Annotated in this window: 22 protein-coding genes and 1 pseudogene; 16 read left to right on the top strand and 7 right to left on the bottom strand. The window is 65.2% G+C overall.

Annotated elements, in window-relative coordinates; all coding sequences use genetic code 11:
* Positions 1-255 precede the first annotated feature (255 nt).
* The 3 genes from ACVWW6_RS05995 to ACVWW6_RS05985 all read left to right on the top strand — a co-directional run bounded on the left by ACVWW6_RS05995 (position 256) and on the right by ACVWW6_RS05985 (position 2429).
* Positions 256-573 (top strand): hypothetical protein, encoded by a 318-nt coding sequence (locus ACVWW6_RS05995; RefSeq protein ID WP_011083655.1) that lies wholly within the window; start codon positions 256-258, stop codon positions 571-573.
* 144 nt (positions 574-717) lie between these two features.
* Positions 718-1374 carry a peptide-methionine (S)-S-oxide reductase MsrA gene (gene msrA / locus ACVWW6_RS05990; RefSeq protein WP_304550088.1) on the top strand — a complete coding sequence of 219 codons (657 nt, stop codon included), beginning with the start codon at positions 718-720 and terminating at the stop codon, positions 1372-1374.
* A gap of 350 nt (positions 1375-1724) precedes the next feature.
* On the top strand, positions 1725-2429 hold the full coding sequence (locus tag ACVWW6_RS05985) for a polysaccharide biosynthesis/export family protein (protein WP_231166607.1): 705 nt from the start codon (positions 1725-1727) through the stop codon (positions 2427-2429).
* A 143-nt stretch (positions 2430-2572) separates the two neighbouring features.
* Here ACVWW6_RS05985 and ACVWW6_RS05980 read toward each other — a convergent pair whose 3' ends face one another.
* The 4 genes from ACVWW6_RS05980 to ACVWW6_RS05965 form a co-directional block, all read right to left on the bottom strand.
* Positions 2573-3055, bottom strand: a complete 483-nt coding sequence (locus tag ACVWW6_RS05980) for a hypothetical protein (RefSeq protein WP_456680346.1) — start codon at positions 3053-3055, stop codon at positions 2573-2575.
* A gap of 215 nt (positions 3056-3270) precedes the next feature.
* The gene (locus tag ACVWW6_RS05975; RefSeq protein WP_456680345.1) at positions 3271-3942 is read right to left on the bottom strand and encodes a dienelactone hydrolase family protein; all 672 of its coding nucleotides are present in this window, start codon (positions 3940-3942) and stop codon (positions 3271-3273) included.
* A gap of 156 nt (positions 3943-4098) precedes the next feature.
* Positions 4099-4440 (bottom strand): hypothetical protein, encoded by a 342-nt coding sequence (locus tag ACVWW6_RS05970; RefSeq protein WP_028172557.1) that lies wholly within the window; start codon positions 4438-4440, stop codon positions 4099-4101.
* A 25-nt stretch (positions 4441-4465) separates the two neighbouring features.
* Positions 4466-5230, bottom strand: coding sequence for an alpha/beta fold hydrolase (locus ACVWW6_RS05965; RefSeq protein WP_456680344.1), 765 nt, complete (start codon positions 5228-5230; stop codon positions 4466-4468).
* Positions 5231-5549: 319 nt separating this feature from the next.
* On the opposite strand from ACVWW6_RS05965, the gene ACVWW6_RS05960 reads away from it, so the two are divergent.
* The 3 genes from ACVWW6_RS05960 to ACVWW6_RS05950 all read left to right on the top strand — a co-directional run bounded on the left by ACVWW6_RS05960 (position 5550) and on the right by ACVWW6_RS05950 (position 9825).
* Complete coding sequence (locus ACVWW6_RS05960) at positions 5550-6041, top strand: (2Fe-2S)-binding protein (RefSeq protein WP_456680343.1); 492 nt, start codon at positions 5550-5552, stop codon at positions 6039-6041.
* Positions 6038-8332, top strand: coding sequence for a molybdopterin cofactor-binding domain-containing protein (locus ACVWW6_RS05955; protein ID WP_456680342.1), 2295 nt, complete (start codon positions 6038-6040; stop codon positions 8330-8332). The genes ACVWW6_RS05960 and ACVWW6_RS05955 overlap by 4 nt, the downstream gene beginning before the upstream one ends.
* 398 nt (positions 8333-8730) lie before the next feature.
* Positions 8731-9825: an HD-GYP domain-containing protein gene (locus tag ACVWW6_RS05950; protein WP_011083664.1), complete on the top strand. Its 1095-nt coding sequence runs from the start codon at positions 8731-8733 to the stop codon at positions 9823-9825.
* A gap of 115 nt (positions 9826-9940) precedes the next feature.
* On the opposite strand, the gene ACVWW6_RS05945 is transcribed toward ACVWW6_RS05950, so the two are convergent.
* Together ACVWW6_RS05945 and ACVWW6_RS05940 are read right to left on the bottom strand one after the other, a co-directional pair.
* Positions 9941-11521, bottom strand: a complete 1581-nt coding sequence (locus ACVWW6_RS05945; protein WP_304550099.1) for an ATP-dependent acyl-CoA ligase — start codon at positions 11519-11521, stop codon at positions 9941-9943.
* A gap of 218 nt (positions 11522-11739) precedes the next feature.
* Positions 11740-12150, bottom strand: a complete 411-nt coding sequence (locus ACVWW6_RS05940; RefSeq protein WP_011083666.1) for a VOC family protein — start codon at positions 12148-12150, stop codon at positions 11740-11742.
* A 126-nt stretch (positions 12151-12276) separates the two neighbouring features.
* Between ACVWW6_RS05940 and ACVWW6_RS05935 the strand changes: the two genes are divergently transcribed.
* The 6 genes and pseudogenes from ACVWW6_RS05935 (at position 12277) to ACVWW6_RS05910 (ending at position 15752) form a co-directional block, all read left to right on the top strand.
* Positions 12277-13251 carry a Bug family tripartite tricarboxylate transporter substrate binding protein gene (locus tag ACVWW6_RS05935; protein WP_456680341.1) on the top strand — a complete coding sequence of 325 codons (975 nt, stop codon included), beginning with the start codon at positions 12277-12279 and terminating at the stop codon, positions 13249-13251.
* Positions 13252-13401: 150 nt separating this feature from the next.
* Complete coding sequence (locus ACVWW6_RS05930; protein WP_304550102.1) at positions 13402-13680, top strand: DUF3551 domain-containing protein; 279 nt, start codon at positions 13402-13404, stop codon at positions 13678-13680.
* Positions 13681-13775: 95 nt separating this feature from the next.
* Positions 13776-14060 (top strand): DUF3551 domain-containing protein, encoded by a 285-nt coding sequence (locus ACVWW6_RS05925; protein ID WP_342714264.1) that lies wholly within the window; start codon positions 13776-13778, stop codon positions 14058-14060.
* A gap of 37 nt (positions 14061-14097) precedes the next feature.
* Positions 14098-14649 carry an ArsR/SmtB family transcription factor gene (locus ACVWW6_RS05920; RefSeq protein WP_456680340.1) on the top strand — a complete coding sequence of 184 codons (552 nt, stop codon included), beginning with the start codon at positions 14098-14100 and terminating at the stop codon, positions 14647-14649.
* Positions 14650-14660: 11 nt separating this feature from the next.
* Positions 14661-14993 (top strand): annotated as a pseudogene (locus ACVWW6_RS05915) (SRPBCC family protein); the annotation flags it as partial.
* Positions 14994-15014: 21 nt separating this feature from the next.
* Positions 15015-15752, top strand: a complete 738-nt coding sequence (locus ACVWW6_RS05910; RefSeq protein ID WP_304550104.1) for a DUF899 domain-containing protein — start codon at positions 15015-15017, stop codon at positions 15750-15752.
* Between the two features lie 172 nt (positions 15753-15924).
* Here ACVWW6_RS05910 and ACVWW6_RS05905 read toward each other — a convergent pair whose 3' ends face one another.
* Entirely contained in the window at positions 15925-17169 is a 1245-nt protein-coding gene (locus ACVWW6_RS05905) for a S1C family serine protease (protein ID WP_304550106.1), read from the bottom strand.
* A 193-nt stretch (positions 17170-17362) separates the two neighbouring features.
* Here ACVWW6_RS05905 and ACVWW6_RS05900 point away from each other — a divergent pair, with 193 nt between their 5' ends.
* The 4 genes from ACVWW6_RS05900 to bchE all read left to right on the top strand — a co-directional run bounded on the left by ACVWW6_RS05900 (position 17363) and on the right by bchE (position 20771).
* Positions 17363-17980: a hypothetical protein gene (locus ACVWW6_RS05900; RefSeq protein ID WP_456680339.1), complete on the top strand. Its 618-nt coding sequence runs from the start codon at positions 17363-17365 to the stop codon at positions 17978-17980.
* A complete protein-coding gene (locus ACVWW6_RS05895) occupies positions 17967-18341 on the top strand; it encodes a winged helix-turn-helix domain-containing protein (protein WP_038965183.1) in 375 nt (124 codons plus the stop codon). The genes ACVWW6_RS05900 and ACVWW6_RS05895 overlap by 14 nt, the downstream gene beginning before the upstream one ends.
* 31 nt (positions 18342-18372) lie before the next feature.
* Positions 18373-19113, top strand: a complete 741-nt coding sequence (locus tag ACVWW6_RS05890; RefSeq protein WP_011083674.1) for a di-trans,poly-cis-decaprenylcistransferase — start codon at positions 18373-18375, stop codon at positions 19111-19113.
* Between the two features lie 131 nt (positions 19114-19244).
* On the top strand, positions 19245-20771 hold the full coding sequence (gene bchE / locus ACVWW6_RS05885) for a magnesium-protoporphyrin IX monomethyl ester anaerobic oxidative cyclase (RefSeq protein WP_456680338.1): 1527 nt from the start codon (positions 19245-19247) through the stop codon (positions 20769-20771).
* Positions 20772-20882: the final 111 nt, after the last annotated feature.

Here is a 20882-nt window from a genome sequence, read left to right as displayed (position 1 = left end):
TCCCGGAACATGAGGCCTCAAAGAGCCTGCAACTGCTCAAAGAACAGCGGCGGCAGGATTGCGCCCGCCGCCAGTTGGCGCCCTTATAGAGAGGGTCTTTGGCACCGTCAACGCTTTCAAGACCCGGAAAACCGGCTCTGGCGGCCTGAATGGGTGCCGTAACGCCCTGAAGAGGTTGAATTTCTGCCGTCGCCCGGCTATTGGCTGGCGGCGTTTCTTTGGGTCCTCCGACCGGACGACCATATAAGGTGAGGCATGATCCGCGGCTTTTTCCGACTGATTGGGCTGTTGCTGCTCGCCGGCGGGTTCATCTTCATGGTCTATGACGGCGCCCGCTGGGTGGCCGACCAGACCCTCAAGTTCACCCGGTTCGGCCAGTTCTGGAACGACATCAATCAGGCCAGCCAGTCGGCGTTCCGGACCTGGGTCGAGGCCAAGGCGCCCTGGCTCTGGACCTCGGTGATCCGCCTTGTGCTGGATCAGCCGGTGTTTGCCGTCCTCGGCATCCTGGGCATCCTCCTGATGATCCTGTTCCGCCCGCGCAAGCCGCTGATCGGCTATTCCCGGGACTGAGTCCCGCGCGCGGCGCCGCGTAACAAGGCTGCCCCTTCGCGCGTAAACGCCTATATTCCCACCTGATCGCGAGCACGCCGCCTGAGCGCCTGGCTTTTCGAGTCGGCACAAGCGACGGACAGCTCGTTCTTCGGAGATCCGACCATGCTGTTCATGCGCAAGACCACCGCATTGCCGAGCGCAACTGAGGCGCTGCCGGGCCGTGCGCAAGCCATCCCGACCGCGAGCACCCATTTCGTCAACGGCAGCAAGTTGCAGCCGCCTTATCCCGCCGGCCTCGAGCAGGCCGTGTTCGGGCTCGGCTGCTTCTGGGGCGCCGAGCGCAAGTTCTGGGAGCTTGGCGATGGCGTTTACACCACCGCCGTCGGCTATGCCGGCGGCCACACGCCGAATCCGACCTATGAGGAGACCTGTTCGGGACGCACCGGCCACACCGAAGTGGTGCTGGTCGTGTTCGATCCGAACAAGGTCTCCTACGAGAAGCTCTTGAAGACGTTCTGGGAGAGCCACAACCCGACGCAGGGCATGCGCCAGGGCAACGACGTCGGCACGCAGTACCGAAGCGCGATCTACACTTACTCGGATGCGCAGAAGAAAGCGGCCGACGAGTCGAAGGCGCTCTACCAGAAGGCGCTCGCGGCCAAGGGCCTCGGTGCCATCACCACCGAGATCGCGCCCGCCGGCGCATTCTATTTCGCCGAGGACTACCATCAGCAATATCTGGCGAAGAACCCCGCCGGCTATTGCGGCCTCGGCGGCACCGGCGTGTCCTGCCCGATCGGCGTCGGCGTGAGCGCGTAAGTCAGCTCCGGACTCGCTGCACCTCTCCCGCTTGCGGGAGAGGTCGGCGTGCCCGGGCGATGCGAAGCATCGTCCCGCGCGCCGGGTGAGGGCTCTATCCCCCGGGGGACTGTCCCGTTGTGGAGACACCCTCTCCCCAGCCCTCTCAGCGCGAGCGAAGCTCGTCGCGCCCCGCATCCGCCTTCGCCAAGGCTTCGGCGGACAAGAGCGGGAGAGGGAGCGCAGTGTGCCCGTTGCTCGCGGCGCTCCAGCCCCCTCAACGCTTTATTAACCATAACCGGTGCATCACTGGAGCCGTCTCGTTTCGAGGGATAGGTCCGGTGCCGGTTGCACGCGCGTTTCGATGGTCGATGTTGGCAGCGTCCGCCGCGCTTGCCCTTGGCGGCTGCATGCAGACCGCCGGTCCCGTCGCGGTGATGCAGCCGCGCGCCGATCTCGATTCGATGGCCTACGGCCAGCCCTACAACGCGCCGCAGCCGGTTGTCGTCGCCGACGGTGGCGGCGCCATCGGCGCGCTGCGCAACTCCTTTGCCTCCGCGCCTGCGCCGATGCCGGTCGGCTACGCCGCGCCGATGGGAGCGCCGGTCCGTTATGATGCCTCCTACCATCTCGATGCCGGCGACAAGCTGCGCGTCGTGGTCTATGGCCAGGAAGGTCTCACCAACAGCTACGCGATCGATGCCGGCGGCTCCATCACCATGCCGCTGATCGGCGCGGTGCCGGCGCGTGGCCGCACCACGGCGGGCCTCGCCGGTGAAATCGCCGCGCGCCTGCGCAACGGTTACATCCGTGAGCCCTCGGTCGCCGTCGAGATCGAGGCCTATCGCCCGTTCTTCATTCTCGGCGAAGTCTCGGCGCCCGGCCAATATCCCTACGTGCCGAACATGACGGTCGAAAGCGCCGTCGCCATCGCCGGCGGCTTCTCGCCCCGCGCCAAGCGCGACGTGGTCACCGTCACGCATACCGAAGCCGGCGGCTCGATGCGCGCCGTGGTTCCGCTCGGCACGCCGTTGGCACCGGGCGACACCGTGTTCGTCGGCGAGCGCTGGTTCTAGCTCTCTCGTCATTCCGGGGCGCGCGTAGCGCGAGCCCGGAATCTATTTCTCCACCATCTCTGACGCACGGTGGATTCCGGGCCTGCACCGCTGCGCGGCGCATCCCGGAATGACGGCAGGGATGATGTCGGCGACCTCGCGACCTATCTCCTGAAATCCAGCCGCCCTTCCGGAAAACATCCGTCGATGCGCGCGGCATCGACCACGCGCCCGACCCACGGCCGCGTGATCGCAGGGTTGGTGAGGTTGATGTACTTGCCAACCAAGCGATCCGCGCCCTCGCGCGCGGCATCGATCAGCCCGTGCCGGCGGCCATCGTCCCAGTCGAAACGCAGATAGATCCGGTTGCCCGCGACGCGAATTTCCGCGCGGCCCTGCTTCCACATCTCCGGCGTATCGCCCGCGATGGTTGGATCAGCGCCGCCGTTCCAGCGGCTTGCCCAGATGCCTTCAAGCGGATCGGCGCGCGAAGAAATGTCTGCCCAATGCGCCGCATTGCCGTCGGCTGCATCGCCGGAAAGCGTGGCGGCCGCGGCGTAGCTCATGACGTCAGAATCGTCCGGGCCGGGGACGTCCATCGTGCCGAAGGGATTGCGGATGACGAGGTTCGTGTTGATCTGCTGCATGACGATCTCCCGGCGTGTGTTGGCTTGATCGGCCAGCTCTATCGCCGGGGGCAAGGTGCGGCCACCCGATTCCCGCTCTCTCCTCTCGTCGTTCCGGGGCGCGACAAAGTCGCGAACCCGGAATCCATCGCGCCACCATTTTCTGCGGCCCGATGGATTCCGGGCCTGCACCGCTTCGCGGCGCATCCCGGAATGACGGATGAGAGATGTGCGCCTTACGTCAAATGCTTCGCGAAGAATTCCATGCTGCGTGGCCAGGCGATGTCGGCACTCGCCTTGTCGTAGCTGGCGCGCTCGTCGCAATGAAAGCCGTGCTGGGCGCCGGGATAGATGAAGACCTCCACGTCCGGCCGTTTCGCCTTGACGGTCTCGACGTCGGTCAGGGGAATGCCGGCATCCTTCTCGCCGAAATGCAGTTGCGTCGGCACCTTCGGCGTCTCGTCGGCAAAGCGCACGACCGCGCCGCCGTAATAGCCGATCGCGGCCTTCAGGCCCGACAGCCGCGTCGCTGCGACGAAGGCGACGCTGCCGCCGAGGCAAAAGCCGATGATGCCGACCGGGCCTACGCCCTTCACCGCATCGATCGCGGCTTGGGTGTCGCGCAGCATCGCGGCCCAGTCGGGGCTGGCGACGAACTTGCGCGCTTCGGCGATCTCGTCGGGCGTATAGCCCGACTGGAAATTGGGCGAGGTGCGGTCGAAGATCGACGGCGCGATCGCGACATAGCCTTCGCTCGCCAGCCGATCGCAGACCGAGCGGATGTGATGATTGACCCCGAATATCTCCTGGATCACCACCACCGCGCCCTTCGGGTTGCCTGCGGGATCGGCGCGATAGCTGCCCAGCTGGAAATTGTCGGAGGCCGTCAGTTTGATGTCTTGTCCCACGCGGGTTGTCCTTCTTATTGCGAACTCAGCTCTCCCCCTCATCCTGAGGAGCGCGCCCTTCGCGCGCGTCTCGAAGGATAGAGGCCGAGCTGCGAGAGGCGGGCCTGCATGGTTCGAGACGCGCGTTCCGCGCTCCTCACCATGAGGGGTTGACAGTTATTCCCACATCCAGTTCTCGCCGTAGTCCTCCTTCCATCCCGCCAGCCGTCCGTGGCGGAATTGCAGGAACAGGCGGTGGCGGTAGGGGATCAAGCCGCTGCCGCCGATGTTGCGAAGCGCGAGGTAGATCTCGTTGCCGGGACGTCCCCGTACATATTGCAGCGGCTGCCCCAGGGCTCGCGCGCTCTGCTCGGCGTCCATGCCGAAGGCGAGCGGTGTGTTGTTCGACAAGGTCGCGACGAAGGGCCGGCGCGGCGGCATGGTGCCAAACGGCTCGGCCTGCACGGGCGCCGAGAAAAGTGTCGCCACGACGCCCGCAACCAACATCGCTCGCTTCATCGCCTCAAATCCTCGTCCGGCCGGCCTATTGCGGCAAGTTCTTCAGGAAAGGCACGACCGCGTCAACAAAAGCCTTGGGCTGATCGATGTTGACGGCGTGTCCGGCGGCGGGGATCACGACCTTTTGTGCGCCGGGGATCTTGGCCGCCATGTAGTCGGATGCGGCCAGGAACGGCGTGTCGTCGGCGCCGACCACGATCAGCGACGGCGCCTTGATATCGGGAAGCAGCTCGATCACCTTCGCATCGCGCTGGGTCAGCATGCCGCGTGCGGCGAGCGCCAGCCCGCTGGCGTTGCGATGACTAGCGGAGGCGCGCTCGCGCGTCGCCGCCTTCAGCACGTCGAGACCTTCGCGCTCGAGCCTGTCGGCGGTGGCAAGCGCCCGTGCGTTCCAGGCCTCGCGCGCATCGTCCTTCTTGAAGCCCGGGCCGGTGTCGATGATCAGCAGCGCGCGGACGCGTTGCGGATAAGCGCGCGTGAAGGCGAGCGACATGTAGCCGCCGAGCGACAGCCCGCCGATGACGGCGCGCTTCGAGCCGACGGCATCGAGGATCGCCGCCATGTCGCCGACGGTGAGCGCTTCGCTATAGGCCTTGGGATCGTCGGGGTAGTCGGACTGGCCGTGGCCGCGCATGTCCCACAAGACAAGCTTGTGGTCCTTCGCCAGCGCATCGACCTGTTCATGCCACATCGCCGAGGTCGATGAGTAGCCGTGCGTGAGCAACAGCGGCGGCCCGTCGCCATGGACCTCGTAATAGATTCCGACGCCGTCCCGATCGATCTTCGGCATGTCTCCCGCCTTTATTGTTTGTTTCGTCGCGGCCATCCTAGCCGCCGGGTTACCTCGAAGAAACCGCCTGAAGGCGATGGCATGCATGCTTGACGCGAGGTCTGCCGCTTTCCTTTGCATCATGCGCGCTGCGGCGGCTCCGTTGTCGCAACGCACAACATGCAAAGGCCGAGATGACTTCGATCAATTCCAGATTGCATTTGCCTCTGCGGCGGAACGCGATCATTCTTGCGATCAAGGTTGACGCCAGCCCGGTGGGCGTCCGCCAATACAAGTTGCCGCCGTAAGCGGCTTCATGCACCGGCAGGGGAAGACGCCTATGCCAACTCTCACCATCAACGGGCGGAGTCTGTCCGTGGATGCGGCGAACGACACGCCGCTCCTCTGGGCTATCCGCGAGCAATTGCAGATGACCGGCACCAAGTTCGGCTGCGGTGCCGGCCTGTGCGGTGCCTGCACCGTGCACGTCAACGGCGAAGCCGTGCGCTCGTGCCAGACCATGGTCGGCGATGTTGCCGGCAAGAAGATCACCACCATCGAAGGCCTCTCCGCCAAGGGCGATCATCCGCTCCAGAAGGCATGGATCGCCGAGCAGGTTCCGCAATGTGGCTACTGCCAGTCCGGGCAGATCATGCAGGCAGCCTCGCTGCTCGCGAAGAATGCCAATCCGACCAAGGAAGAGGTCGTCGCACACATGGACGGCAATCTCTGCCGCTGCATGACCTATTCGCGGATCCAGAAGGCGATCATGCGTGCCGCAACCGAGATGCGCACTGCATCCGCCTCCGGCAACGAGCGGAGGTCCACATGAACAAGCACGTGAACAACGTCGCCCCCGGGACGACCGATCTCAGCCGCCGCTCCTTCCTCGTCGGCACCGCCGCGTCCGGCCTCGTGCTCGGCTATGCCGGCGTGCCCGGCATCGATCCGGCGTCGGCCGCTGCGCCCGCCAATTTCGAGCCGAGCGTCTGGTATGCGATCTCGCCTGACGGTCTCGTCACCGTGACCTGCGGCAAGGCCGACATGGGCCAGCACATCGCCTCCACCATGGCGCAGATCGTCTGCGAGGAGCTGGGCGCGAAATGGAGCGACATGCGCGTGCAGCTCGCCTCCAACGATCCGAAGTTCAACGATCCCGTTCTGGGGGCGCAGATCACCGGCGGCAGCTGGTCAACCATGATGAATTTCGAGGCGATGAGCCGGGCGGGCGCTGCCGGCCGAATTGCGTTGACGGAAGCCGCCGCAGCAGCCATGGGCCTGCCGCCCTACTTCAAGGACCAGCTGGTGGTGCGCGACTCCATGGTCTCGCATCCGAAGTCGAAGAAGCAGATGTCGTTTGCCGACATCGTCAAGAGCGGCAAGGCGACCAAGACCTTCACGCCGGACGAGCTCAAGGCGATCAAGCTGAAGACGCCGGATCAATACACCATGATCGGCGTGTCGGTGCCGCAGCTCGACATCCCCTCCAAGACCAACGGCACCGCCAAGTACGGCATCGACGTGATGCTGCCGGGCATGGTCTACGGCAAGGTGGTGACCCCGCCGGTGCGTTTCGGCGCCACGGTGAAATCGGTCGACGACAGCGAAGCGAAGAAGGTGCCCGGCTTCATCAAGGCCATCATCCTCGACGACAAGACCGGAACCACCTCCGGCTGGGTGGTCGCAGTGGCCGGCACCTATGCCAACGCGCGCAAGGCGGCGGATGCGCTGAAGATCGCCTATGACGGCGGTCCGAACGCCAAGCTGTCGAGCCAGTCGCTGCTCGACGAGGCCAAGCGGCTCCAGGGCCTCGAGGATTCCGGCCAGTTCTTCGTCAAGGACGGCGATCCCAATGCGGCCTTCGGTTCGGCGGCCAAGGTGGTGGAGGCCGAGTACACCACCAGCATCAACATCCACGCGCCGCTGGAGCCGATGAACGCCACCGCGGAGTTCAAGGGCGACATCCTGCACATCTATTCCGGCAACCAGTTCGCGACGCGCTCCGGCGCGATCGCCGCGGGCGCGGCCGGGATCGATCCGAAGTTCGTGGTGATGCACCAGCATTGGCTGGGCGGCGGCTTCGGCCGGCGTCTCGATGCCGACATGATGATTCCGGCCGTGCAGGCGGCAAAGGCGGTCGGCAAGCCGGTGAAGGTGATCTATTCGCGCGAGAACGACATGACGATGGATTTCTCGCGTCCGCTCACCTACCAGAAGGTGAAGGCCGGCGTGGACGGCGACGGCAAGCTCATCGCGCTCAGCCACGACGTCGTCTCCGCCTGGCCGACCGCGCGCTGGGGAATCCCCGATTTCCTGACGCCATCGGTCGACAAGAAGGGGCCACTCGACAGCTTCACGGTGAACGGTGCCGACTTCTTCTACACCGTGCCCAACCATTATGTGCGCGCGATCAAGAACGAGCTCGCGCACAACGCGACGCCGTCCGGGCAGCTTCGCTCGGTGGCGCCCGGCTGGACCTTCTGGGCGGTCGAAAGCATGATCGATGAGATCGCGGCTGCGACCGGCAAGGATCCCGCGCAGTTCCGCATCTCGCTGCTCGAAGGTGCCGGCAAGAACGACGGCGGGGCGCAGCGGCTGCGCAACACGCTGCTCGCCGCAATGGGACTGTCCGGCTACGGCACCAGGCAACTGCCGAAAGGCGAGGGCATGGGCGTCGCCTGCGTCTCGTCGCAGGAGCGCGCGACCGCAAGCTGGACGGCGTGCGTCGCCCATGTCGCGGTGGCGCCGTCGGGCGAGGTGACCGTGAAGAAGCTCACGGTCGCAACCGATGTCGGCACGCAGGTGCATCCCGACAACATCCGCGCCCAGGTCGAGGGTGCGGCGCTGTGGGGCCTGTCGCTGGCGATGTACGAGAAGGCGACGCTCAAGGGCGGTGGCATCGAGCAGACCAATTTCGACAGCTACACGCCCTTGCGCATGAGCCAGATGCCCGAGGTCGCGGTCACCGTGATCGCCAATGGCGAGAAGGCCACCGGCGTCGGCGAGCCGGCGGTGACGGTGATCGCCCCCGCCATCGGCAACGCCATCTTCAACGCCAGCGGCGCCCGCGTGCGGGCGCTGCCGATCACGGCCGAGGCCGTGAAGGGCGCAATGAAGGCGTAAGCCGGTCGAAGGCTGCCAGAGATCATCCGCCGGAGGGCAACCTCCGGCGGATTTTTTGTTATGCGGAACGCCGCATCCACATATTCGCTGTCATGCCCCGCGCAGGCGGGGCATCCAGTACGCCGCGGCCTTTCCGTATCCTCACGCTGCCTCTGGAATACTGGATCACCCGCCTTCGCGGGTGATGACAGTGGGACCCAAATTCCCCTTTATCTTCAATGGCCGTTCTACTGTGCATGGGGTTGTTTTCACCGTTTTGCAGTTCCCTTGCCGGTAACCGAAATCCGTAAAATTGCGCGCAATTCCGGAAGGTTCCATTGAGCACGCCTCTTAAGGGCCGGAGAACCTGATCCGGCTTAGGCTTTCGCCCGAAACACTCCCGTTCTCTTGGGGAAGCCATGAACGCCTCAGTGAAACCCGCCGCCAAACGCCGGCTTCTGCTCGCCTCCGACCGGAGCGACGAGAGCACCGAGCTTGCCAGCATCCTGAAGGCGGTCGGCGACGTCTCGACGGTGACGACCCAGGACATCCCCGAGAAGCCCTCGCGCGATCTCTCCGGCCTCGTGGTCGACATCAATCTGCGCTCGCCCGAGAGCGTGCAGCGGGTGCGCAACAAGCTGCGCGGCGATGCCTATCGTTCGATGCCGCGGCTGTTCGTGCTCGCCGATGCCCTGCATCACGGCACCATGCAGGCCTGGGCGCTGGGCGCCACCGACACGATCTCGCGGCCGCTTCAGGCCGACGCGATCCTGCAGCGCATCCGCGCCGCGTTTCCCGACACCGCCACCTATGACGCGACCGATCGCGGCAAGACGCTCAACCGCGGCGTCGAGGCGGCGCACGCGGTGCTCGCCAAGATGTTCGAGAAGCTGCCGCTCGGCGTGCCCCTGACCTTCGACGACGTCATCGCCGCCGAGAGCAAGATCCTGAAGGCGATGAAGCACTCCTCGCTGCGCGAGTGGCTCACCACGGTCGGCTGCCACCATGTCGGCAGCTATCGCCACTGCCTGTTCGTCACCGGATTTGCGGTCGCCTTCGCGCAGCATCTCGGCATGCGCGAGGACGACCAGCGCCGCCTGACCCGCGCCGCGCTGCTGCACGACGTCGGCAAGGCCTTCGTTCCTTCCGCGCTGCTCGACAAGCCCGGCAAGCTGACCGACGAGGAGATGGACGAGGTCCGCCAGCATCCGCGCCGCGGCTATGACGCGCTCGCAGCCCAGGGCGGCTTCCCGCCGGAGATGCTCGACGTCGTGCTGCATCACCACGAATTCCTCGACGGCAGCGGTTATCCCAACGGCCTGTCGTCGAACCAGATCAGCGACATCGTGCGGCTGACGACGATCGTCGACATCTACGCCGCCCTGGTGGAGAAGCGCGCCTACCGCATGCCCTTCACCCACTCCCGCGCCTTCACGATGATGGAAGGCATGGGCGGCAAGCTCGACCAGCAGCTGCTGCAGGCGTTCAGGCCCGTGGCGCTGGGGTCGTTTTGACTTCTTGACGAGTCATTCCGGGGCGCGCGCAGCGCGAACTATGGTGCGCAGTTGCGCACCTGAGAATCTCGAGGTTCCGGGTTCGGTGCTTTGCACCGCCCCGGAACGACTGTGATCACCCCACCATCTTCCTCAGCTCCGCCTTCGCCACCTTCTCCAGCGTCGAGCGCGGCATGTCGTCGACCAGCCTGATCTCGCGCGGCACCTTGAAGTCGGCGAGGCCTTTGCGGCAGGCGGCCATCACGCTGTCATGCAGGTCCGGCGCTGCGCCCGCGACGCCGCCGTGCGGGATGATGAAGACGACCGGCACCTCGTCCAGCATCGGGTGCTTCTTCGCCACCACCGCCGCCTCGCGCACGCCGGGGACGAGCGCGATCACCTGCTCGATCTCGGAGGCCGCGACGTTCTCGCCGCCGACCTTCAGCATGTCCTTGGCGCGGTCGCCGAACCTGATGAAGCCGTTCGCCAGCCGCTCGACGCGGTCGCCGGTGAGGAAGAAGCCGTGCGCGTCGAAGCTCTCGCGCGTGGCTTTCTCGTTGTGGAGATATTCGGCGAACAGCGACAGGCCGCGGATGCCCTTGATCGAGAGATTGCCGGTGTCGCCGACCTCGGTCGGCCGTCCGTCATCGTCGGTGATCCGGATCTGGTACTCAGGCGCGGCGCGGCCGATCGACATCGGGATGTTGGGCTGATCGACCTCGCCGACGATGCCGTGGGTGATGGTCTCGGTCATGCCCCACCAGCCGATGATCTTGACGCCGAACGCGGCAAAGGCCGGCGGCTCGTTGACGGCGCTGCCCCACAGGCGGAATTTGTGGTCCTTCGGGATCTCCTGCTCGAGCAGCGCCTTCATGCAGAAGGGAATGGTCGAGGTCCAGGTCGAGCCGTGCTCGCGCGCGACACCCCAGAACCGGCTCGCGGAGAAGCGCGGCTGGATCACGCAGGAGCCGCCGACCCACAGCGTCGCCAGCATGGAGTAGGCCAGCGCGTTGGTGTGAAACAGCGGCAGATAGGCCTGGTGCACGTCGCCGGCGTGCAGGTCCTCATGCGCGGCGTTGACCTTGGCGCCCCACAGCGCGTTGGCGTGGGTCCACAGCACCGCCTTCGGCCGCGACGTCGTGCCGGAGGTGTATTGCACGCTGCACGGCGCGAGCGGATCGGCCATGCGCCCGGGACGGTCGGCGCTGTCGGCGAACAGCGCCTCGAAGCTGTCGCCGTGCGCGACGGGCTGTGCCGGCGCCGCGCCCGCATCGTGCGAGGTCACCGCGATCCAGCGCAGATTGCGGCAGTGCTTTGCAAGGATCTCGGCGTAGGACGGTTGCGTGATGGCGGCAACCGCGCCGCAATGATCCGCAAAATACTCCATCTCGGCCGGCGCCGAACGCGTGTTGGTGGTCACTGCGATGGCGCCCAGCTCGACGCAGGCAAACCAGGCCAGCAGCGCCTCGATGCAATTGTCCAGGTGAATGAGGACATACTCGCCCGGCCTGACGCCGCGCTTCGCCAGCCCCGCCGCGAGCGCGCCGACCCGCTCGTGAAACTCGCCATAGCTCCAGTGCCGCGCCGGCGCGTCGAACGGCGCCCAGATCAGGAACGGATGTGAGCTGCGCACCTCGGCGCGCATCTTCAGGAGCCAGGGCACATCCAGCCCGTCAAACGGGCCCACGATTCCGGCTGCGGTCTGTTGATTGGGCATGCGTCCTCCCGTGCAGCCTGCATCTTGATGGCGGCTGCCTTTTGATTATTGCGTCTTCCTGCCACCGGACGGCGCGGGGAGCAAATCGGGGGCGGTGTGCGCTGTGCAGTGGCCGCGCGCTCGTTCTCTCATTCGTCATTCCGGGATGGTCCGAAGGACCAGACCCGGAATCTCGAGATTCCGGGTTCGATGCTTCGCATCGCCCCGGAATGACGAGTCTAGTTTTCGTACGACGAGATCTCGATCAGGCTGCCGTCCGGATCCCTGCAATAGACCGAGCGCAGCGTGCCGCGGGCGCCCTGCTTGGGAACCGGGCCTTCCTCGATCGCGACGCCATGTGCCTGCAAATGCGCCACCACCTCGTCGGGCGCGGCGGAGGTGAGGAAGCACAGATCCTCGCTGCCGGCGGTCTGGTGATCGGCGGTGAACCACTCCACCTTGTCGGCATCGCGCGGCCGGACGTTGATCTTCTGGTTACCGAATTGAAGGGAAGTCCGCGGCGCTTTGCCGCCGCCGGGGTCGAACACCTTGACTTCCATGCCGAGAATCTTGCGGTACCACTCCGCGGTCACCGCGACGTCGGCGACGTTGATCACGAGGTGATCGAGGGCCTCGACCTTGACCGGCATGCCTTATCCTTTCGTCGCCATGTGCGTTGCGCACTTTCCGCGTGCTTCCGGCTTTGTTACAACGCCGCCGACGACGCTTTCAAGATATCTGGCTTTCAAGAACAACACGTTGGGAGAACCCTTGAAATGATCACTCGCCGTACCGCGCTGGGCCTGCTTGCCGCCACTCCTCTTGCAGCCAGCCCGCTGTCGAAGGCCCTTGCCGCCGGTTATCCGGCTCGCCCGGTGAAATGGGTGGTCGGCTATCCGCCGGGCGGCGCCACCGACATCCTGGCACGGCTGATCGGCCAGCGGCTGTCGGAAAAGTTCGGCCAGCAATTCGTGATCGAGAACAAGCCGGGCGCCGGCAACAATATCGCCACCGAATCCGTGATCAATGCCGAGCCCGACGGCTACACGCTGCAGCTGGTCAATCCGGCCAACTACATCAACGCCTCGCTCTACACCAACCTGAAGTTCAACTTCGTGCGCGACATCGCGCCGGTCGCCTCGTTCCAGCGCGTGCCGAACGTGATGACCGTGAACAAGGACGTGCCGGCCAAGACCGTCGCCGAGTTCATCGAATACGTGAAGGCCAATCCCGGCAAGGTCAACATGGCCTCGTCAGGCAACGGCACCTCGGTGCACCTGTCCGGCGAGATGTTCATGGCGATGACCGGCTGCAAGATGCAGCACGTGCCCTATCGCGGCGCGGCGCCCGCGATCACCGACATGCTCGGCGGTCAGGTGCAGGTGATCTTCGACAACATGCCCTCGATCATCCAGCACATCCGTTCGGGCAGCCTGCGTGCGATCGGCGTCACCACCGCGCAGCGCTCGCCGCAACTGCCCGACGTGCCGGCGATCGGCGAGACCGTGAAGGACTACGAGGCGAGCGCGCTGTTCGGCATGGGGGCGCCGAAGAACACGCCGAAGGAGATCATCGCCAAGCTCAACGATGAGATCAACACGCTGATGAAGGAGCCCGACATGACCAAGCGTCTGGTCGAGCTCGGCGGCGAGCCGCGGGTGCAGACCCCCGAGGCGTTCGGCGAGGAGATCAAGGCCGAGACCGAGAAGTGGAAGAAGGTCGTCGAGTTCGCCGGCCTGAAGGTCGAGTAGCGATCTTGTGATGATCGGAATTGGAGCCCTGCCGTTCGGCAGGGCTTTTTTTCTTGCGCGCGTTGTCTCGTTGATCTGGAATGAAGCGGCCCGGCGAAACCTGATGATGTATGGCGCCGTATCTGGCGCCGTGAAGAGAGGAGTTGGGACATGCGCAAGACGCAACTGGTCCTGCTGACATTGGGTGCGACGGTCCTTGCCGGTGTCGTCACCGTCACGCCCGCCGCGGCGCGCGACTATCCCTGGTGCGCCCAGGGCGGCGAATATGATTATCCCGGCGAATGCGCCTACAGCACCTACGAGCAGTGTCTGGCCAGCGTGTCCGGCCGGCTATTGTACTGCGGCCCCAATCCGCTCATGGCCTATGGCCAGGTGCCGCAGCGCCAACCGCAGCCGCGCCGGCGCACGCGGCCCGTCGCGCCGTACTAGCCGCACGAAGTCATCTCGAACCCCGCAGCGGCGCATTTTCGCGTGATCGCTCCGGAATAAACTGGCTCTGCGAGCCTTTCTCTCTGTGAGGTCGCATGTCGCGCGGCGAACATGGGAGATCGGTCATGCGCAAGGCGCAATTCGTGCTGGGCACCATGGTCCTTGTGTGGCTCGCCGGCGGCAGCCCGGCGCGGGCGGACTATGCGTGGTGCATTCAGGATTCGGAATATGGCTATCCCGGCGACTGCTCCTATCAAACCCGGGAGCAGTGTCTGCTGAGCGCCTCAGGCCGCAAGGGCTTTTGCGGTCAGAATCCCGCCTTGGTCACGCGAGCGCCACCTCAGCCGGCTCCACGAGCCCGGCACGCTCCGCCATACTAGCGGCGCCTCTCATTGACGTCTGCCTGATCACCTGATCGTGCGGATCCGGGCGCGCGGGTTCCTGCTTGACGCCTTCTCGTTCACGTCTATACTAAACCACATGGTTAAGTATCAGGACGAGACGCTGGACCGGACCTTTGCGGCGCTATCCGACCCGACGCGGCGTGCGCTTCTCGCCCGCCTCGGCGAGCAGGACAGCCTGTCGGTGAGCGAGCTGGCCGCGCCGTTTCCGGTCTCGCTGCCGGCGATCATGAAGCATCTCGACGTGCTCACGGACGCAGGCCTGATCGTGCGCGAGAAAACCGGTCGCACGGTCTCGTGCCGGCTCACCGCGCAGCCGATGGAGCAGGCGATGAACTGGCTCAATCGTTACGCGCAGTTCTGGTCCGACAATCTAGATCGTCTTGCCGCCTTCGTGGAGGAAGAGACATGGCCAACACAGCCGTCAACGCCGATTCCCGCAGCGCCGAGCGCCCGGCAGAACGTCCAAGCGAACGTCCAAGCGAACGTCCAAGCCTCACGCTCACGCGCCGGCTCCGCGCGCGGCCGGAAAAAGTCTACGCCGCCTGGACGCAGGCCGCGCAGCTAGCGCAATGGTTCGGGCCGCCGAACATGAAACCGGCGACGCTGACCGCCGAGCTCGACGTTCGCACCGGCGGTCGCTACCGCATCAGCTTCGTCAGCGACGACGGCGAATATTTCGAGGCCGGCGGCACCTATCGCGAGGTCGTGCCGAACGAGCTTTTGGTCTTCACCTGGGCCTGGCACTCGACGCCCGAGCGCGAATCGCTGGTCACGATCTCGTTCAAGCCGGATAGCGCCGGCACGCTGATGATCTTTCATCACGCCCAGTTCTTCGACGAGGCCGCACGCGACAACCATCGGCGGGGCTGGAGCTCGTTCCTCGACAAGCTCGATGCCTTCGTCGCCTGATTTCTGTCAGAGGAGACCGTCATGCAACCCCATCAGATCGTATCGCGCGAGCAATGGATCGCGGCTCGCAAGACCCTTATGGCGCATGAGAAGGAGCTTACAGCGGCGCGCGAGCGCCTCGCCGAGGAGCGCCGCGCGCTGCCCTGGGTCAAGGTCGACAAGGACTACGTGTTCGACGGACCGAGCGGCAAGGTGACGCTCGGCGATCTCTTCAAGGGGCGTCCGCAGCTCGTCGTCCAGCACGTGATGTTCGCGCCCGACTGGGACGCGGCCTGCAAGAGCTGCTCGTTCTGGGCCGACGGTCTTGATCGCATGGTGCCGCATTTGGCCGCGCGCGATACCGCGACGGTCGCAATCTCGCTGGCGCCGATCGCAAAGCTCGAGGACTTCAAGACGCGGATGGGCTGGACCTTCGACTGGGTCTCGTCGGGAAGCAACGACTTCAACCGGGATTACGGCGTGACGTTCTCGCCGGACCAGATCGCCACGGGCAAGCCGATGTACAATTTCGGCACCACGAAGATCTACGGGCCGGAGCTGCCGGGCATCAGCGTGTTCTACCGCAACGAGGCCGGTGAGATCTTCCACACCTATTCCTGCTTCGCCCGCGGCCTCGACATGATGAACGCCGCTTATCAGTACCTCGACCTCACCCCGCTCGGCCGTCACGAGGAGGGGCTGCCCTATCCGATGGACTGGGTGCGCCTGCGCGACCAGTACGAGCCGCAGGCGACGAAGGGTGCGTGCTGCCACGGGTGAGGGGGCGGGTACGCCCTGCCCACATCAAAGGTGTCATCGCCCGGCTTGACCGGGCGATCCAGTACTCCGAGAGGGGAGTGATAGAGACGAGAGGCCGCAGCGTACTGGGTTCCCCGCCTTCGCGGGGAATGACAGCAGTGGTCGGCGCGGCAGCTTGCCTTGCTCGTGAGGGCTACCGCTTCGCGTCGGCCTGCTCCGTCGCGTTGCACGAGATCAGCATCGTATAGGGCCGCGCGTTGCCGGCGATGTCGGTGGTCTTGAGCTCGGCCTTAGGCTCGGCGGTCTGATAGGGCACCACGGAATTGTCGAGGAAGTCGCGCAGCACGCCGGTCTTGATGGCGAAGTTGATGTTCTCGGGAATGTTGCCGGTCGCTACGGCGATGCGGAGCGCGTCGACCTTTCCGGTAACGACGCCCACGATCTGCCCGGTGGCGTCGAACAGCGGGCCCCCGCTGTTGCCGGGCTGCACTGGCGCACTGATCTGCAGGAAGCGCGTGTCGTTGCGCATGCCGCTGAGTGAGCTCACGATGCCGGTCGTCACGGTGAAGTCCGAGGTCAGCATTCCATGGTAAGGAAAGCCGATCGCGATGACGGAATCGCCGGAGCGGATCGAGCGGTCGCGGATACGGGCAAAGTCCTTGAAAGCCGCCGTCGACGGCGCCTGCAACAAAGCGAGATCGTTGTTCGCATCGCTGGACACAACGCGCAGCGCCATCGAGGCCTCGCCGGTGAGGTTGCCCTTGATGTCGCCGACGCAGCCGTCGATCACATGGTTGTTGGTGACGACGTGGCCGTTGGCGCTGACCACGAAGCCGGTGCCGCTCTTGGTTCGAGCAGATTTGCCGCCGGTTGCCGGTGATGCCTGCTTGTCCGGCGCGGTCTGCGGCTTGGCGGCAATCTTTGTAAAATCGCCGGCCTTATCCAGGCCGTCGGTTTTGACTCTGGTCACACAATTGGTAATCGCAGCCACCAAAGGCGCAGTTGACGTCAGGCTGAACTGAAAGGGCGTACCTCTCGCCACCGCCACCATCAGGCTCGCCTTCTGGAGCGCGCGGGCGACGTTGGTGGGCAGAACCGCCGAGACCATGACCTCGGAAAACGCGGTCGCGAAGAGTCTTACCTCGGCCTGACCGTCGAAGGTTACGTCGATCGTCAGGTTCTCACCCTTTTTGAAGCGAAATGCCGGATTGGCAAAGCCGAGCAGCCAAGAGCTGTTTGCATCCTGGCCAACAAGCAAGGTGACTCCGTTGGCGTAAGGTGTGCTTGCGGCGCAGTGAGAGAACGCGCCGGTCGAATCATTGGAATAGGCGCCACCGTTCCAGTTGCCGACGCGGATCGTGCCGAAAGGCCCCGCCGCATGGGCCACCCCGGCCAGGATCATCTGTAGCACGCACGCAACAACAGTCGTCTTGAACATCTCCACGCCCCCGGAACGCTATTGGCTCATCTTATCCGGCCGGTCCCCATTGGTGCAACCGGCAGTTGTTCGGTTGGGGCGTGTTTCCTCGGGGCAGCCTTCGGGCTTGCGCTTACTTTGCAATGCTATATACTTTGCAGTACAAAGTAACGGATCCCGACAAGCGGGGTCGAGCGAGGTTCTGGCGTTGCCGATGCGCGATCTCGACAAGGCACTGGCCGACATCGTGGCGATCCGCAGCCAGATTGCGGCCGGCACGGCGTTCCGCGGCTACGGCCCGGCAACCATGGTCGCGACCGGCGGTGTCGCGCTGGTTACGGCAATCCTGCAATTCTGGCTGCTCGGCGACCCCACCGGAGAGCCGCTCGGCTTTTTCTTCGGCTGGTTCATCGCCGCCGTGGTCTCCGGCCTGACGATCGGGATCGAGATGCGCGCGCGTTCGCGCCGCCATCATTCCGGCCTTGCCGACGCCATGATCCACCAGGCGGTCGAGCAGTTCCTTCCGGCAGGCGTCGCCGGCGTGCTGCTTGCGGTGGTGATGTGGAAGTTCGCGAGTGAGACACTGTGGCTGTTGCCGGGTCTGTGGCAGATCCTGGTGTCGCTCGGCATCTTCGCCTCCATTCGCTCGCTGCCGCGCACCGTCGCGCTCGCCGGCGCCTGGTATTTCGTTTCGGGTTTCGCGGTCGTGGTGCTCGCGAGCCGAACCCACACGCTGTCGCCGTGGACCATGGGCCTGCCTTTCGTGATCGGCCAGTCGGTGATGGCGGGCATTCTGTATTTTGCGTCCGGAGATCATGATGTCGAAGACTGACAGCGCGCCTTTTTCCTATGAAGGGCTCGACCGCGTCATCCACGAGAAGGCGAGGCTCGGGCTTCTGACCTCGCTGATGGCGCATCCGAAGGGGCTGGCGTTCGCCGACCTCAAGCAGCTCTGCGGCCTTACCGACGGCAATCTCAGCCGGCATCTCGCCGTGCTGCAGGAGGCCGGCCTCGTCGAGGTAACCAAGGGCTATGAGGGCAATCGCCCGCACACCACATGCCGGCTGACCAGGGCAGGCCGCCGCCGCTTCCTCGACTATCTGGCCGTGCTCGAGCGCCTGGTGCGCGACGCCGCCAAGGCCGCCGGTCGCGAAGCGCCGCCGCTCGGCCGTCTCGGTATCATCTCGACCTGATCCTCCCCTTTGTTTGACCGGAGACTTTGCAATGCAAAGTGACATGACCTCTCGCAGCGAGAAGCTTCACGTCGGCATCATCATGGACGGCAACGGCAGATGGGCGACGCGGCGCGGCCTGTCGCGGCTGCGCGGCCACGAGGCCGGCGTCGAGACGATCCGCCGCATCGTCGAGGCGGCGCCCAAGCAGGGCATCGGCACGCTGACGCTCTATGCGTTCTCGACCGACAATTGGCGAAGGCCGAAGGCCGAGGTCGCAGCGCTGATGACCCTGCTGCGCTTCTATCTCGCCAACGAGGTGCAGAGCCTGGTGAAGAACGGGGTGCGTCTCACCGTGATCGGCCGCCGCGACCGGCTGCCTGACGGCATCGCGAATGCGATCGCGCGGGCCGAAGCGGCCACCGCCCACGGCAGCACGCTTCACCTGCGCATCGCCGTCGATTATTCCGCGCGCGATGCCATCCTCAACGCGGCGGCGAAGGCGGCGGCGCTGACCAGCCTCACCCGCGAAGCGTTCTCGCAGCTCGTCACCGGCGAGGCCGGTTTGCGCGACGTCGATCTCATCATCCGCACCTCGGGCGAGAAGCGGCTGTCGGACTTCCTGCTGTGGGAAGGCGCCTATGCCGAGCTGCACTTCACCGAGCGGATGTGGCCGGAATTCGATGCGGGCGATCTCGCCGAGGCGCTCGCCGCGTTCCACGGCCGTGAGCGGCGCTTCGGCGGCCTCCAGGCCATCATGCCCGAGGAGGTGCCGTCACTCTCGCGGGTGTGACGCCAAGGCGGGGCAGAGCAAGGGTCTCCGCAGCAGTCACGCACGAATGTCTTCGGGTTCAGTCGGGGGATTGGGCTTCTTCATAGAAGTGGGACGGACGATCACGCCAACCAAAGCGGGAGCGAAAGTCCATGCGTGTTCTTCTTGTCAACGTGCCTCATCCCTCGATCGGAAGCCGAATTCCCGATGATCATCTTCCGCCGCTGGGTCTGCTCGCGATCGGCGGACCGCTGATCGACGACGGCCATGCGGTGCGGCTGATCGACGCCGAATTCGGCCCCATGTCGATCGCCGAGGTCGTCAGCGAAGCGACGGGCTTCGCCCCGGATGCCGTGCTGTTCGGCCATTCCGGCTCGACTTCCGGACATCCCGTGATCGCGGCGGTTGCCTGTGCCCTGGTGAAGGCCATGCCGCGCGTGCTGATCGTCTATGGCGGCGTCTTCCCGACCTACCATTGGCGCGAAATCCTGCACGATGAACCCTATGTCAGCGCGATCGTGCGCGGCGAAGGTGAAGAGACCGCGCGGCGCCTGATGCGCGCGCTGGAATACGGTCGCGATCTCGCCGACATAGCCGGCATCGCGTTCCGCGATGTCTCAGGTCCCCGCGCGACGCAGCCGGCGCCGGTGATCGCAAACCTCGACGCCTGTCGCATCGGCTGGGAATTGATCGATCATGCGCGCTACAGCTATTGGGGCGGCCTGCGCGCCGTGGTCGTCCAGTTCTCGCGCGGCTGTCCGCATCTGTGCAACTATTGCGGCCAGCGCGGGTTCTGGACGCGCTGGCGTCACCGCGATCCGGTCCACTTCGCCAAGGAGCTTGCGCGCCTGCATCGCGAGCACGGGGTCAAGGTCATAAACTTCGCCGACGAAAACCCGACCGTCTCGAAGAAAGTTTGGCGCGCCTTCCTCGAAGCGCTGATCGCTGAGAACGTCGACCTCATCCTGGTTGGCTCGACTCGCGCCGACGACATCGTGCGCGACGCCGACATCCTGCATCTCTACAAGAAGGCCGGCTGGCAGCGCTTCCTGCTCGGGCTTGAAAATACCGACGAAAGGACCCTGGAGTTGATCCGCAAGGGCGCGACGACGGCCGTCGACCGTGAGGCCATCCGCCTGCTGCGGCAGCACGGCATTCTGTCGATGGCGACCTGGGTGGTCGGGTTCGAGGAGGAGACCGATCGCGATCACTGGCGCGGCTTGAAGCAGCTGCTTGCCTACGATCCCGATCAGGTTCAGCTGCTCTACGTCACGCCGCATCGCTGGACGCCTTACTTCCGTCTCGCGGCCGAGCGCCGCGTGATCCAGCCCGATCGCCGGCGATGGGACTACAAGCATCAGGTGCTCGCCACGCGCCATATGGCGCCGTGGCGCGTGCTGGCCTGGTTCAAGTTCACGGAAATGGTGTTGCAGTGTCGCCCAAAGGCGATCTGGCGGGTGCTGTTCCAGCGCGACGCAGGCCTGCGCCACGCCATGCGCTGGTACACGCAGATGGGCCGCAGGGTCTGGCCGCACGAGATTCTGGAATTCTTGCGTGCACGTCGATTGAAATGGGGGCCTTCGGTCAGGGAGTTCTGGGGTGCTCCGCAGGACGACGAGGAGCAGTCGATGACGGCCACGCGGCCGGAGCGCCGCGTCGGGAGGCGAGAGGCCGCGTGACCGCGGCCTGAAGACGATCGCGCCCGCTTCGACGCTTTCACCCTCCCGTGTGTGACGCGGGGCACAGGGAGACGAGCTGTTCGTTTTTAGCCGCATGATTGGCAGCGATGT

The sequence above is a fragment of the Bradyrhizobium sp. USDA 3311 genome, from assembly GCF_054062495.1.
Note: the sequence above shows the minus strand (reverse complement) of the source record. Positions and strands in the feature narration are given on the sequence as shown.